This is a genomic window from Kushneria halocnemicola (genome assembly GCF_965650455.1).
Lineage (GTDB): Bacteria > Pseudomonadota > Gammaproteobacteria > Pseudomonadales > Halomonadaceae > Kushneria.
In genome coordinates this window covers 628,581-642,752 of record NZ_OZ287968.1, presented here as the reverse complement: position 1 = coordinate 642,752, position 14,172 = coordinate 628,581, and the positions used below count along the sequence as shown (strand labels likewise).

12 protein-coding genes and 5 tRNA genes are annotated in these 14,172 nt (G+C 59.4%); 12 read left to right on the top strand and 5 right to left on the bottom strand.

What is annotated here, in order from left to right; genetic code table 11:
* The first annotated feature begins 201 nt into the window (after positions 1-201).
* The 10 genes from ACS92L_RS02785 (at position 202) to ACS92L_RS02740 (ending at position 8,419) form a co-directional block, all read left to right on the top strand.
* A complete protein-coding gene (locus ACS92L_RS02785) occupies positions 202-2,028 on the top strand; it encodes a tetratricopeptide repeat protein (RefSeq protein ID WP_438766880.1) in 1,827 nt (608 codons plus the stop codon).
* On the top strand, positions 2,025-2,657 hold the full coding sequence (gene lolB, locus ACS92L_RS02780) for a lipoprotein insertase outer membrane protein LolB (protein WP_438766878.1): 633 nt from the start codon (positions 2,025-2,027) through the stop codon (positions 2,655-2,657). Before ACS92L_RS02785 ends, lolB begins: the two co-directional genes overlap by 4 nt.
* Positions 2,654-3,559: a 4-(cytidine 5'-diphospho)-2-C-methyl-D-erythritol kinase gene (gene ispE / locus ACS92L_RS02775; RefSeq protein ID WP_438766876.1), complete on the top strand. Its 906-nt coding sequence runs from the start codon at positions 2,654-2,656 to the stop codon at positions 3,557-3,559. Before lolB ends, ispE begins: the two co-directional genes overlap by 4 nt.
* Before the next feature lie 34 nt (positions 3,560-3,593).
* Positions 3,594-3,668 (top strand) — tRNA-Gln (locus tag ACS92L_RS02770).
* A 73-nt stretch (positions 3,669-3,741) separates the two neighbouring features.
* Positions 3,742-4,683 (top strand): ribose-phosphate pyrophosphokinase, encoded by a 942-nt coding sequence (locus ACS92L_RS02765; protein ID WP_438766874.1) that lies wholly within the window; start codon positions 3,742-3,744, stop codon positions 4,681-4,683.
* A 106-nt stretch (positions 4,684-4,789) separates the two neighbouring features.
* On the top strand, positions 4,790-5,464 hold the full coding sequence (locus ACS92L_RS02760) for a 50S ribosomal protein L25/general stress protein Ctc (RefSeq protein ID WP_438766872.1): 675 nt from the start codon (positions 4,790-4,792) through the stop codon (positions 5,462-5,464).
* 128 nt (positions 5,465-5,592) lie between these two features.
* Positions 5,593-6,180 carry an aminoacyl-tRNA hydrolase gene (gene pth, locus ACS92L_RS02755; RefSeq protein WP_438766870.1) on the top strand — a complete coding sequence of 196 codons (588 nt, stop codon included), beginning with the start codon at positions 5,593-5,595 and terminating at the stop codon, positions 6,178-6,180.
* A gap of 37 nt (positions 6,181-6,217) precedes the next feature.
* Positions 6,218-7,096: a DMT family transporter gene (locus tag ACS92L_RS02750; protein ID WP_438766868.1), complete on the top strand. Its 879-nt coding sequence runs from the start codon at positions 6,218-6,220 to the stop codon at positions 7,094-7,096.
* A gap of 93 nt (positions 7,097-7,189) precedes the next feature.
* Entirely contained in the window at positions 7,190-8,281 is a 1,092-nt protein-coding gene (gene ychF, locus ACS92L_RS02745) for a redox-regulated ATPase YchF (protein WP_438766866.1), read from the top strand.
* Positions 8,282-8,342: 61 nt separating this feature from the next.
* A tRNA-Met gene (locus tag ACS92L_RS02740) sits at positions 8,343-8,419 on the top strand.
* Positions 8,420-8,476: 57 nt separating this feature from the next.
* Here ACS92L_RS02740 and ACS92L_RS02735 read toward each other — a convergent pair.
* Positions 8,477-9,787 carry a M18 family aminopeptidase gene (locus ACS92L_RS02735; RefSeq protein ID WP_438766864.1) on the bottom strand — a complete coding sequence of 437 codons (1,311 nt, stop codon included), beginning with the start codon at positions 9,785-9,787 and terminating at the stop codon, positions 8,477-8,479.
* Between the two features lie 140 nt (positions 9,788-9,927).
* On the opposite strand from ACS92L_RS02735, the gene ACS92L_RS02730 reads away from it, so the two are divergent.
* Positions 9,928-12,135 (top strand): carboxy terminal-processing peptidase, encoded by a 2,208-nt coding sequence (locus tag ACS92L_RS02730; protein WP_438766862.1) that lies wholly within the window; start codon positions 9,928-9,930, stop codon positions 12,133-12,135.
* A gap of 123 nt (positions 12,136-12,258) precedes the next feature.
* Here ACS92L_RS02730 and ACS92L_RS02725 read toward each other — a convergent pair whose 3' ends face one another.
* From ACS92L_RS02725 to ACS92L_RS02710, 4 genes are all read right to left on the bottom strand, one after another.
* Positions 12,259-12,453: a hypothetical protein gene (locus ACS92L_RS02725; RefSeq protein WP_438766860.1), complete on the bottom strand. Its 195-nt coding sequence runs from the start codon at positions 12,451-12,453 to the stop codon at positions 12,259-12,261.
* A 461-nt stretch (positions 12,454-12,914) separates the two neighbouring features.
* A tRNA-Asn gene (locus ACS92L_RS02720) sits at positions 12,915-12,990 on the bottom strand.
* Positions 12,991-13,012: 22 nt separating this feature from the next.
* Positions 13,013-13,088: transfer RNA gene (locus tag ACS92L_RS02715), tRNA-Asn, on the bottom strand.
* Between the two features lie 107 nt (positions 13,089-13,195).
* A tRNA-Met gene (locus ACS92L_RS02710) sits at positions 13,196-13,272 on the bottom strand.
* Between the two features lie 269 nt (positions 13,273-13,541).
* Between ACS92L_RS02710 and betI the strand changes: the two genes are divergently transcribed.
* On the top strand, positions 13,542-14,138 hold the full coding sequence (betI, locus tag ACS92L_RS02705; protein WP_438766858.1) for a transcriptional regulator BetI: 597 nt from the start codon (positions 13,542-13,544) through the stop codon (positions 14,136-14,138).
* Positions 14,139-14,172: the final 34 nt, after the last annotated feature.

The following is a 14,172-nucleotide window of genomic DNA, read 5'->3' as shown; positions in this document are numbered from 1 at the left end:
AGGTATCCGGCCCCGTCAGGTCAGGTCCGTTATCGGTGATACAGTGCGCATGTTACTTGTGAATGGCACCGGCGGCCTGCGCCATGCCGCGGTGCTCGCACTTCATGGTCGAGCATTCTAACATAGCCCCGGGCGCCATGGGATGTAACGCTTTCATCAGCCTCATAGCGCCTGCAGGTTTCGCCATCAATGAGGATACGGATGCGCCAACGCACAATATGGCTATCGATGGCCGCACTGCTGCTGCCCGCGGCACTCTGGCCGATATCCTTTGCCACTGCCGGTGACCACGCGACCACGCCGACCTCACCTGATGTCAGTACCCGAACTCAGAGCGACAATAATCAGGGTCAGGATGCGCCCTCCCGGGCAGGCCTTGACGGTGCAACCCTTGGGGCGCTTCTGGGCGCCGACATTGCCGCCCAGCGCGGCGACCTGGGACTGGCCGCCCGCACCTATGTGGAGCAGAGCCAGCGCCATATGGACATTGGCCTGGCGCGACGCGCCACACAGATGGCGCGTCTGAGCAATGATCCCCGCCTGGTTGTGGCCGCGGCCAATCACTGGGCGGCGCTGGACCGGCAAAGCGCGCCGCCCCGCCGCATTCTGGCCGCCGCCGCCGCCGAACAGGGTGAATGGGCCACGGCCATGGCACTGCTGCTCGAGGTCGACGCCAGCGGTCAGGACGCCGATCTGGAGGCCTTTCTGGAAGATGCCATTACCAGTGGCGCCGGTGCCGAAGAATTGCTGGCACCGCTTGAAAGCTACCTCACACGCCACCCCGACCAGCCCCATGCGTTAACGGCACGCGCCCTGCTTCGCTCGCTACAGGGGAATAACGACGCGGCCGACCGGGACCTTGAGCGCGCCGAAACCCTTGATGACAAACTGCCGGCACTCTGGCTGGCTCGCAGTCAGATTGCACTGGATCGTGATGATGCCGCCGAGGCGTTGAAATACGCCCGGCGCGGCCATGACCTCGCTCCCGAAGATAACCGCTTCATTCTGGCCATGGCCCAGGCCAATCTGGCCATGGACGATGTCGATGCCGCAGAACAGCAGTTCGACACCCTGATGCAGGAGATGCCGGCCAATCTTGAGCTGCGTCTGGCGCTGGCCCGGCTTTATCTGCGCAACGACCACCCCCACGCTGCACAGCGACTGCTGGCACCGGCGCTGGAAGATGACAGCGCCGCCCCTTCGGGCGAGCTTTATATGCTGGCCGGTCTTGCCAGTGAAAGACTGGATGACCTTGATCAGGCGCTGGCGCTGTATGCGCGTGTCCCCGAAGGCGAGCACTTCACGGCGGCGCGCGTGCGCGGCGTCCAGCTGCTGGTAGAGCGCCAGCGCATCGATGATGCCCTGAACTGGCTGCAGGACCAGAAAAAGGACCACCCCGACCAGTCCGCCGTGCTCATGGAGCTTTCGCTTTCCCTGCTGGATCAAAACGATCAGCGAGCGCGCGCCGATGAGCTGCTCGACGACGCCATCAAGGCGCATTCACCCGACAACAACAGCCTTCTCTATATACGCGCCATTCGCGCCATCGAACATCAGGATCTCGAGGCCATGGAACGTGACATGCGCACCCTGCTTGAGCGCGACCCCGACAATGTCGACGCTCTCAACGCGCTGGGCTATACCCTGACCGAGCAGACCGAACGCCACGAAGAGGCGCTAAAGCTTCTGGAACGCGCCCACCGGCTGGCGCCGGAGTCGGCCCCGGTAATCGACAGTCTGGGCTGGGCCTACTTTCATCTGGGCCGGCTTGATCAGTCCGTGGCCCTGCTCAAACAGGCCTACGCCCTGATGCCGGATGAAGAGGTCGCCGCGCATCTGGCAGAAGCGCTCTGGGCCAGCGGTGACAGCGAGCAGGCACGTCGCATCATTGCAGGCGCCACGGCACGCTTTCGCACGCACCCCACCATCGATGATCTGCTGGGTCGCTATCCGCTGCTGACACCGCTGAGCCCGCCACCCGCTACAGCAACATCCTCTACCGCCACTTCTCAGGAGAACACCCCATGACGTCAGGTAACGCGATCGGTCGCACGCTACAGTTTCTGACCCTCGCCCTGATCGCCCTTCTGGCCGGGTGTGCCACTCAGGCACCCTCGCAGAAACAGGACCGCCTTCCCGGCGACTGGCGCAGCCAGCAGCCCCGGCTTGAAGCCCTGGACAGCTGGACAGCCGCCGGCAAGGTTGGCATCCGTACCCCGGACGACAGCCAGAGCGCCAATCTGGACTGGATCCAGCGCGGCGATCAATACCGCATCTCGGTCAGTGGCCCATGGGGCACGGGACGCAACACGCTGGAAGGCGATGGCCGGCAGGTGACGCTGACCAATGGCGATGGCACCTTTCAGGCGACCACTCCGGAAGAGCTGATGGCGCAGCAGATGGGCTGGTCGCTGCCGCTGTCATCACTGGTCTACTGGGTGCGCGCCCTGCCTGACCCGCGCGGCCCGCACCGCATGAGCGAAGACGATGTCGGCTTTCCGGCAACGCTTGATCAGGCCGGCTGGCACATCGACTATCGTGACTGGAGCCAGGCAGACGGTCTGTGGCTGCCGCGACGCATCGTCATGACCTACGACGACATCCGCACCACGCTGGTCATCAACCGCTGGCAGCCGGGACAGGCAGAACTGCCATGACCGGAAATGCCTCGTTGACCCTGCCGGCACCGGCCAAGCTCAACCGCATGCTGCATGTCGTGGGCAAGCGCCCGGACGGCTATCACGAGCTGCAGACCCTGTTTCAGTTTCTCGATCACGGCGACACCCTCCACTTTCGCCTGCGCAACGATGAGGCCATTACCCTGTCGCCGGCGATCGAGAATGTCAGCACCGAAGACAACCTGATCGTCCGTGCAGCCCGCCTTTTACAGGCAACGGTCGATCAGGCCCTGCCGGGGGTAGATATCACGCTTGAAAAGAGACTGCCCATGGGCGGCGGTCTGGGTGGCGGCAGCTCCGATGCGGCCACGACCCTGCTGGCACTTGACCATCTCTGGCAGCTCGATCTGGACACCGACACGCTGGCAACGCTTGGGCTTTCGCTCGGGGCCGATGTGCCCGTGTTCGTTCGCGGTTTTGCCGCCTGGGGGGAAGGGGTCGGGGAACGGCTGGTACCGGCGGCACTGGACACCCCCTGGTTTGTCGTGATTCACCCGGGGGTGAGCGTGTCGACGGCTGGCGTCTTCGGCCATGCGCAATTGACACGCGACACCCCCTTGATTAGTATGTCGCGCGCCCTGCAGGGAGGTCACAACGACTGCGAGGCCGTGGTGCGAAGACTCGAGCCGGGAATCGGTGAGGTCATTGATCTGCTTCGACATTACGGGCCCGCCATGCTGACCGGAACCGGCGCCTGCGTTTTCTGCCCTTTCGAGGAAGAAACGGCAGCGCTTGAACTGGAACAGGAGATACTCTATGGTATCGCCCGGCATGCGTACCCGGACCGCTGGAGCGTTTTCAGGGCACGCGGTTGTAACATCTCTCCTCTGCATCAGGCTCTGAACAGGCTTCGGGTATCATCAAGTACCGGAGTATCATGAAGCATCAAGCGTCAGTGCTTGCATCAAGGGTTACTGGGGTATAGCCAAGTGGTAAGGCACCGGTTTCTGGTACCGGCATTCCCAGGTTCGAGTCCTGGTACCCCAGCCATCTCTTTTCGATGTCATTCACGCTTGACTTCAAACCACCCCGATTTTCTACAAGCGTCCAAAGGTGGCTGCGCGTGTCTAAACTGATGGTCTTCGCGGGGAACGCCAACCCCGAGCTTGCCCGCAAGGTGGCCGAGAGCCTCGATAATCGTCTGGGCCATGCCACGGTCGGTCAGTTCAGCGATGGCGAGATCGCGGTCGAGATCAACGAGAACGTGCGCGGCAAGGACGTTTTTATTCTCCAGTCGACCTGTGCTCCGACCAACGACAACCTGATGGAACTGATCCTGATGGTGGATGCCCTGCGTCGGGCCAGCGCGACTCGTATTACCGCCGTGGTCCCCTACTTCGGCTACGCCCGCCAGGACCGTCGCGTGCGCTCGGCGCGCGTGCCGATCTCCGCCAAGGTGGTCGCCGACATGATGGTCAAGGCCGGCGTGGACCGCGTCATGACCATGGATCTGCATGCCGATCAGATTCAGGGCTTTTTCGATGTTCCGGTCGACAATGTCTACGGCTCGCCCATTCTGCTCGATGACATCGAACGCCAGAATTACGACGACATCGCCATCGTCTCGCCCGATGTTGGCGGGGTCGTGCGTGCTCGTGCCATCGCCAAGCAGCTTAATGCCGATCTGGCCATCATCGACAAGCGTCGCCCGTCGGCCAATCAGGCCCAGGTGATGCACATCATCGGTGATATCAAGGATCGCACCTGCGTGCTGGTCGATGACATGGTCGATACGGCCGGCACGCTGTGCAAGGCCGCCGAAGCGCTCAAGGCGCACGGCGCCCGCCGCGTCATGGCCTATTCGACACACGCCATTCTGTCCGGTCCGGCGGTCGACAATATTTCAAAATCCCAGCTCGACGAGCTGGTCGTGACTGACACCATTCCGCTGGCCGAACATGCTCGTCGCAGCGGCAAGATTCGTCAGCTCTCGGTGGCTGGTCTGATCGCCGAGGCGATCCGGCGCGTCAGCAATGAAGAATCCGTCAGCGCGATGTTTCACTGACATCGCGCCGGTATCCGCTTTCGCATGATGCGAAAGCCCGACAAAACGGCACAGGTCTGGTCGCGGGCCGTGTCGTTTTCGACTTGAACCAATGAGGGTCCAACCCATGAAACATGATTATCAACTGACCGCTGTCGCTCGTACGGCGCTGGGGAAAGGTGCGAGCCGCCGCCTGCGTCGCGCGAACGAACGTGTCGCGGCCATTATCTATGGCGGCACCGCCGAGCCGCAGCCGATCGCCATCGAAAAGCCGGCCCTTTACAAGGCGCTTGAAGATGAAGCCTTCTTCTCCTCCATCATCAACATCGATGTTGATGGCAAAAAGGAGCAGGTGGTTATTCGTGATCTGCAGCGTCATCCCTACAAGGAACTGATCACGCACGCCGACTTCATGCGCGTGGATGCCACTCATGAGCTGACCATCACCGTGCCGCTGCACTTCGCAGGCGATGAAGAGTGCAAGGGTGTTCGTGAACAGGACGGCGTTTTGCACGTACTGGCCAACGACGTTGAAGTTACCTGCCTGCCGGCCGACCTTCCCGAGTATCTGGAAGTCAACGTGGCCGACATGGAACTGGGTGACACGCTGCACCTGTCCGACATCCCGATGCCGAAGGGCGTTACCATCGTGGCGCTGACGCATGGCGAAGACCACGACATGGGCATCGTGACCATCACGCATCCGGACCGTGGCACCGATGATCCTGAAGGCGAAGGCGATCCGTCTTCCGACGTTCAGCGCACCGAAGCCGATAACGGCGGCGAGGGCGAGCAGGTCTAAGGATGGCGCCTGCCATCTGATACCTGACGGCCGGTCGGGCCGGGCCATTTGCCCGGCTCGCCCGGCCGTTCTGATTTATAACCTGCATGCACCGCAGGGCGTTGTGATCACAAAAGCGAGAACGCCTCATGAGCGATATCAAAGCGATCATAGGGCTGGGCAATCCCGGCGCCCAGTACACGCAGACCCGTCATAACGCCGGTTTCTGGCTGATCGATGCCCTGGCCGGTCGCTATCACGCCACGCTGCGCAGCGAGCGCAAGCTGCTAGGACATTACGCACGCGCCACCATCGAAGGTCAGGATATTCACCTTCTGGCGCCTGCCACTTACATGAATCACAGCGGCCAGTCGATCGGTGCACTGGCCGCCTTCTACAAGCTGCCGCCCGAATCGCTTCTGGTGGTGCATGACGAGCTTGACCTTCTTCCCGGACAGGCGCGGTACAAGCAGGGCGGCGGTCACGGCGGCCACAATGGTCTGCGTGATACCATCAATGCCCTGAGCCAGAACAAGAATTTCCACCGTCTGAGACTGGGCATCGGCCACCCCGGCAGCGCCAGTCAGGTGGTCAATTACGTGCTAGGCGCCCCGGGCAAAAGCGAGCGCCGTGCCATCGATGAGGCCATCGAGGCCTCGCTCGAGACCCTGCCGCTGGCGCTGTCCGGCGACTGGGCGCGCGCCATGAACCAGCTTCACAGCTTCAGCGCGGCCTAGCCTTGCGCGACGATACTCGCTGCAGGAGCTTTCTGTCATGACGCTAGAACGCCTTGTACCGCTGGCCTTTGTCGGCATCTGGTCCACCGGGTTTATCGCCGCACGGCTGGTTGCCCCCTGGACCGACCCGCTCACTTTCCTGAGCTACCGGTTTTTGCTCAGTGCGCTGGTGTTTGTGCTGATTGCCCAGGCCGTCGGTGCCCGCTGGCCTCGCGGACGCACGGCCTGGACGCGGGCACTGCTGGTCGGCATTTTGCTGCAGAGCCTTTATCTGGGTGGCGTTTTCTGGGCGGTCGATCGCGGCCTTCCGGCAGGCGTAGCGGCGCTCGTCGTCGGGCTTCAGCCGCTGGCCACCACCTTTTTCGCCGGCTCCATGCTCAATGAGCGCCCCGATGCTCGCCAGTGGCTGGGGGTACTGATCGGCCTGGCCGGCACGCTTCTGGTGCTGCTGCCCGGACTGCAGACAGATTTCGGCGAGATCGACCCGATGGCGCTGGTGGCGGTCGCGATCGCCATGCTGAGCATTACGCTGGGCACCATCTGGCAAAAACGAACCGGCCCAGGCGCTGATCTTCGTACCAATGCCGCCATTCAGTTTATCGGCGCTTTTGTGGTGACACTGCCGCTCGCCATGGCCACCGAAAGCATGCGCTTCGAGTCGAACTGGCAGGCATGGACAGGCCTTTTATGGTCGGTATTTGGCCTGTCGGTCGGCGCGATCTCCCTGCTGCTGGTCATGATTCGTCGCGGTTCGGTCTCAAGTGTTGCATCTCTTTTTTATCTGGTGCCGCCGGTCGTGGCGCTTTTGAGCTGGCTGCTTTTTGATGAAACGCTTGTGCCGCTGCAGGTCGGCGGCATGGGGCTTGCCGCCTGCGGCGTGGGCCTTGCCGGCCGACGAACATCACCCCGGCGGTAGCGGCCCGACCGCAGCAACAGGTAAACTTTGCGCCATATCGACCCCGAGCGGGTCGAGTCGAACACATCGCCCTACACTGCAGGATGCACATCCATGGGATTTAATTGCGGTATTGTCGGCCTGCCCAACGTGGGTAAATCGACGCTTTTCAACGCTTTGACCAAGTCAGGTATCGATGCAGAAAACTTCCCCTTCTGCACCATCGAACCCAATACCGGCCTCGTGCCGATGCCGGATCCACGCCTTGACCGGCTGGCCGAAATCGTCAAGCCGGAAAAGGTCATCCCGACCACCATGGAGTTTGTCGATATCGCAGGTCTGGTGGCCGGTGCGTCCAAGGGCGAAGGTCTGGGCAACCAGTTTCTGGCCAATATCCGTGAAACCGATGCGATTGCGCACGTAGTGCGCTGCTTTGACGATGACAACGTGATCCACGTGTCCAACGAAGTCGACCCGCGCGCCGATATTGAAACCATCAACATCGAGCTGGCCCTGGCGGATCTGGACAGCGTCGAGCGCGGCCTGCAGCGACTGGCGCGCGTGGTCAAAAGTGGCGACAAGGACGCCATCGCCAGCAAGGCGCTGCTGGAACGTATTCAGCCGCATCTGGCAGAAGGCCAGCCGCTGCGCAGCTTCGGTCTCAATGACGACGAGAAAAAACTTCTCAGAAGCTTTGGCTTTCTCACGCTCAAACCCACCATGTACATTGCTAACGTGCATGAAGAAGGATTTGAGAACAATGCGCATCTGGATGTGGTCAACGCCATCGCCGCCGAAGAAGGCGCCGTGGTTGTGCCGGTGTGCAACAAGATCGAGGCCGAGATTGCCGAGCTCGAGGAAGAAGAGCGCGCCATGTTCCTCGACGAACTGGGCATGGAAGAGCCGGGACTGGATCGCGTGATCCGTGCCGGCTACGGCCTTTTGGGCCTTCAGACCTACTTTACCGCCGGCGTCAAGGAAGTCCGCGCCTGGACGGTGCCGATCGGTGCCACCGCCCCACAGGGGGCCGGTGTCATACACACCGACTTTCAGAAGGGATTTATCCGGGCCGAAGTTGTCGCTTATGAAGACTTCGTGAGCCTGGGCGGTGAACAGGGCGCCAAGGAAGCCGGCAAATGGCGCCTGGAAGGCAAGGAGTATGTGCTCAAGGACGGCGACGTTGTGCATTTTCGTTTCAACGTCTGAAAACGCCGGCACAATGCTTGACGCGCTGACAGCCTTTGCGTAGTATGCGCTCGCGTTGAACGGCTACGTAGCTCAGCTGGTTAGAGCACATCACTCATAATGATGGGGTCCCCTGTTCGAATCAGGGCGTAGCCACCAGATACGAAAAAACGGCATCCTCGGATGCCGTTTTTTTATGTCTACTCCATGGGCCACTCAGACGAGCTGGTCGCGATTACAAAATGCCGTCAGCGCACGGATCAGATAGTCCGGATCATGCGCGCCTGCCGTTTCGCGAATGGAATGCATCGCCCACTGGGCCAGCCCGATATCCAGCGTCGGCACGCCGGTACGCGTCGCACTCAAGGGGCCGATGGTTGTTCCGCACGGCATGTCGGCACGGCTGACGAAGGTCTGCACCGGCACCCGGGCCTCGCGACACAGCTCACGAAAGAGCGCCCCGGTCGCGGCACTGGTGGCGTAACGCTGACTGGCATTGACCTTGATGACAGGCCCTTTATTGAGCGCTGGCTGATGACGCGCATCATGCTTGTCGGGATAGCTCGGGTGGACCGCGTGCGCGTTGTCACACGAGATCAATCGGGAATTTTGCAGTAACCGGATGCGCCCTTCGGCACCGCTGGCCCCCTGCGCTTCCGCCAGACGCGATACGACGTCACCCAGTAATGTGCCCTGCGCCCCGCCGGTACTGCCACTACCAATCTCTTCGTGATCGTTGGCAACAAACAGCGCGCCCTGACTGCCGTCACTTTCCATCAGCGCGCGCATGCCACAATAGCACGACAGCAGATTATCCAGACGTGCCCCGGCGATCATTTCCCCTTCAAGACCCAGCTGTGACGCCGGCTGCGCATCGTAAAAGCTCAACTCGTAGTCAACGATGCCGATATCCTTGAGACCATGCTGCTCGAAAAGCCAGCGCTCGATCAGCGACTCGATCGAAGGCGGTTCCCGCTCGGGGCCGGCCTGCCAGATGACGGGTGCCATCTGCGTCTGGGCGTTGAGCGCCTTGCCCTGATTGACGTCACGATCAAGATGGATGGCAAGGCTCGGGATAATGGCCATCGGCCGGTCCACCTGAAAAAGCTTTCCGGTGAGCCCGCCCTGAGCGTTGCGCAGATAGACCCGCCCGGCAACGGCAAGATCCCGATCAAACCAGGGCGCCAAAAGCGCGCCGCCATAAACCTCGACGCCCAGTTGCATCCAGTGTGCAGACATCTGGACAGGCTGAGGCTTCAGGCGAAGCGCCGGGCTATCCGTATGCGCGCCCACCATGCGAAGCGATTCGAGCGGGCCGGCGTCGGGCAGTTGAAAGGCAACCAGGGCCCCGCCGGCGCGCGTACAGTAATAGCGACTACCGGGGGTAAGCTGCCATGGCTGCGTTTCGTCCAGCGCCGTAAAGCCTGCGGTTTCAAGACGCGAGGCCATCTCCTCGACCGCATGCCACGGCGTAGGGGAACACTTGAGAAAATCGAATAAATCAGTAATTGTCGAGGAATGAAACACGTAATTCTCCCATACTACCTATCGGTGATAAGCACGCCGGGCTGCTACAATGATCGCCCTGCCTGCTGACCTGCAACAGATCCTTTTAATCCTGTATTAACAGCATACAAAGTGTACATGAACCCGGGAGTGCTTCCTTGATGAGCCTGTTTGCCCCAGCCCGCAATATTGCGGTGTTCGCTCTGTGCCTTTTGACTGCCCTGCCCGCAATGGGCGATGAGGCAATCAAGCCGACCGACGAGGGGCGACAGGCGTCTCGGGAAGTCATTCAATCACTGGAATATGGCCACTATGAGCCGGTCACCCTCAACAATGGCTGGGCAGACCGGGTATTTAACCGCATGCTGAAACTGCTGGATTCCCAGCACGCCTACATGACACGAGAAGACATCGCACAGTTCAGCGATTTGCGTACCGGTCTTGACGAAATGCTGGTCGAAGGCGACCTGGATCGCGTCTATGCGTTTTACAATCTCTACCAGACGCGACTGGAAAACCGGCTTGAATGGCTGATCGATCGACTCGAAAATCAGCCCGACTTTGACTTTACCGGCAACGAACGCCTGCCTACCAATCTTGAAGACGCTAACTGGGCAGAAAGCCAAAGCGAGCTGGATGACCTGTGGCGCCGACGCCTCAAAAATGCTGCCCTGACCCTGTCGCTTGCCCCGGAAACATCCGAGTCGCTGCCGGTGGTCGATACCAGTGTGTTGTCTGAAATTGCCACCGTCCCGGCCCGGGTCTCTGAACCCGAAGCGCCCGTCGACCAGGGCAGACAACCCATGAGCAACGAAAAAATTGCCCAACAGCTGGCCGACCGATACAAGAGCCAGCTGTCACGCGTCAGGCAGACCAATACCGAGGACGTATTGAGCGTTATCCTCAATGCCGCCACAGGTTCCATTGATCCACACTCTGAATACCTCTCTCCAAGCCGCGGTCAGTCCTTCGATATCCAGATGAAGCTATCGCTGGAGGGCATTGGCGCCCTTCTCCAGCAGGACAGCGAATACGTTCGCGTCTCGAGTCTGGTCTCCGGCGGCCCCGCCGAACGCAGCGGTCAGATCAAGCCGGCCGATCGAATCGTTGCCGTGGGTGATGGCGACAGTGGGGAAATGATCAGTGTCATCGGCATGCGTCTGGACGAAGTCGTCGAACACATTCGTGGCCCGAAGGGCTCGAAGGTTCGCCTGGAAATCATCCCGGCAAAAGCCATTGATGTGACCCAGACGCGTACCATCGAAATCACGCGCGACACCGTCAGTCTGGAAGACCAGGCCGCCAGCAGCCGTATCGTCGAATCCCATCGCAATGGCGAAAACCATCGTGTCGGGGTTATCAAGGTGCCGGCCTTTTATGTCGACTTTGATGCCTATCAGGCCGGCGATCAGAACTATCGCAGCTCGACACGCGATGTGGCCCAGCTGATCGAAAAGCTCAAGGCGCAGAATGTGGAAGGCATTGTGCTGGACATGCGCGGCAACGGCGGCGGCGCGCTGCAGGAAGCCAATTCGATGGTGGGCCTGTTTATCGATCGCGGCCCTACCGTTCAGGTTCGAGACGCCCGCGGACGCATCAGCCTGTACGGCGATACGGATCGTGGCGTCGCCTATGATGGCCCGCTGGGCGTGCTGGTCGACAGGCTGTCCGCCTCGGCCTCGGAAATCTTTGCCGGCGCCATTCAGGATTATGGCCGCGGCCTGGTGCTGGGCAACCAGACCTTTGGCAAGGGAACCGTTCAGACGCTCAGTGATTTGAGCCACGGCGAGCTGAAACTGACACGTGCCAAGTTCTATCGCATTTCGGGAGAAAGTACCCAGCTTCGTGGCGTAGAACCCGATATCGCCTTCCCCAGTCTGATCGACAGGGATGAAATCGGTGAAAGTGCACTGGATTACGCCCTGCCCTGGGATACGGTACGCCCGGTCAGCTACCGCACGTACGGCGAACCCTGGCAGTTCGTCACGCAGCTCAGGCAAAAGCACGAGCAGCGCGCTCAGGACAACCCCAACTTTCATTACCTCACGCGTGAGGCGCAGCTGGCCGAGCAGTTCCAGGCGCAGAACAATACGGTCAGTCTCAATCGGGAGCAGAGACAGCGCGAAATGGAGGCACAGGAAGCCGAACAGCTCGCACTTGAAAACCAGCGCCGACGCGCACTCGGGATGCCGGAAATCGACACATGGACCGATGCCCGTGACGAAGCACTGGGCACAGGCGATGATGATTCACAGTCCGAATCGCCCATCCAGAAGGCAGCGCTGGAAGAGAGCGTAGAAATCCTGCTCGATTACGCGCTACTGATCGATACGGGCCAGACACAAAAAACACGCGCCCCGCGCCAGTAAATAACGCTGAAAAAAGGGGCTGCCTGTTGATACAGGCAGCCCCTTTTTATTGTCAGGCAAAAGAACTTAATATAACTATTTAACGGCGACTGCCATTAATGCAGAAAATAATGACTAATTATTTCATGACTGCTGCATGAGTCTTAATATTGTTACGGTGTCCTGATGACTCATGCCGTAACTGTGCATTAATGCTTCAAGTTCGTCGGAAAAACCGGGGCCGGCAGGCTCTTCCCTTTCGAGGTTTCTCAGCATTTCGCCAAGCTGATTATCAAGTGACCACTTGTCCTTGATGGACAAATTTCTCTCGCGAGGCATTCTTTTACATTCCTGAAATTATTGATATTACGGAAAAATATAATGCCGTCAGGCATAAATGGGGAACGGCATCGAAACAGGCAAGGCGTGCGTCATGAATCAACGTTACAGATCGATATAATACGCCAGAACAAAAATGCAGTCCGTCAATCAATACATGAACGAAGAATGGCTGGCCGACAGGTCAACACGAAATATCAAGAACAAGGGGGCAGCAAAAACCGTTCACGGCGTGGACTACAATTTCTTATAACAAACGCAATTTATCGAGTCAAACACGGACCGAAACATTGCCGAGCAAAGAAACTGGAAAGTTAAATCAGCGATTAACAATAAAGGATCAGAAAGGTCGTGATTCGAACGAAGGATGTTTAAAAGTAAACAACGAAGAATCTGGACAACAGCAGGAAGGCACTATCGATTTGGCTGGCGCGATTTACCGTCAGTAGTCATGCGGTAAATGGCTCCCTGAGCAGGACTCGAACCTGCGACCCAATGATTAACAGTCATTTGCTCTACCAACTGAGCTATCAGGGAACAACGAAGTATCAGAATGTATTGGCTCCCCGAACAGGACTCGAACCTGTGACCCAATGATTAACAGTCATTTGCTCTACCAACTGAGCTATCGGGGAATGTCTTTCCGAATACGCGGCGTAGTATACGTATTTCAGAAAAAACGTCAAGGCCCTGATAAAGACCCCGGCGCCATTCGCATGATTGCGCGAATATTGCCTGTCGCTGGTGGCTACGCCCTGATTCGAACAGGGGACCCCATCATTATGAGTGATGTGCTCTAACCAGCTGAGCTACGTAGCCGGCGACCGTGCGCATTGTACAGAAGCGCATCGATCATGCCAATCCCCTGAATGCCCCCGGTCTGCCGACGACCAATATTTCCTCACATGGGCCCGTGCTCCTGCGACGTTTACCCACCACCCCAACCTCACGGCCCGGCCCATTTTATACCGCGCCCCGGTCACAACCGCCTCTGACACCCGGGCCGGCACTCTTGATTGATTGATCGTTCAATAAAAGGTCGCTACTCTGAAGAACGTTATATGCCTTCCACTACAGGAGAGGGAGCGGTGCCCAAGGTAGGTATGGAACCCATTCGTCGACAGCAGTTGATCGAGGCCACCATGGCAACGATTGACGAGGCGGGTCTGGCCGACAGTACGATCATGCAGATTTCGCGACGTGCCGGCGTGTCTGCCGGCATTATCAGCCACTATTTCGGTGGCAAGGACGGGCTTCTTGAAGCCACCATGCGCCACATTCTCGGCGATCTCGGGGCTTCGGTTGCCCGGCGACGCCAGGCGTTGAACAGCAATGAGGCGAGAGCGCATCTTTACGCGATCGTGGAAGGCAACTTTGATCGCAGCCAGGTCAGCCAGGCGGTAATGAAAACATGGCTGGCCTTCTGGACCACCAGTATGCACAAGCCCAACCTTCAGCGGCTGCAGCGGGTCAACGACCGTCGACTTTACTCCAATATCACCCATCAGTTCAGAAAGCATCTGCCGCTGACTCAGGCACGCCCTGCCGCCCGCGGGCTGGCAGCCCTTATCGATGGCCTGTGGCTGCGCGGGGCGCTGGCATCCGAAGAATTTGATACTTCCAGCGCCGTACTGCTTGCCTGTCGCTATATCGATGAGCAGCTTGATGGCAACGAGAAAGCCTGACGCTGGGCTTTTCTTTACAGCACTTTGAACCTTA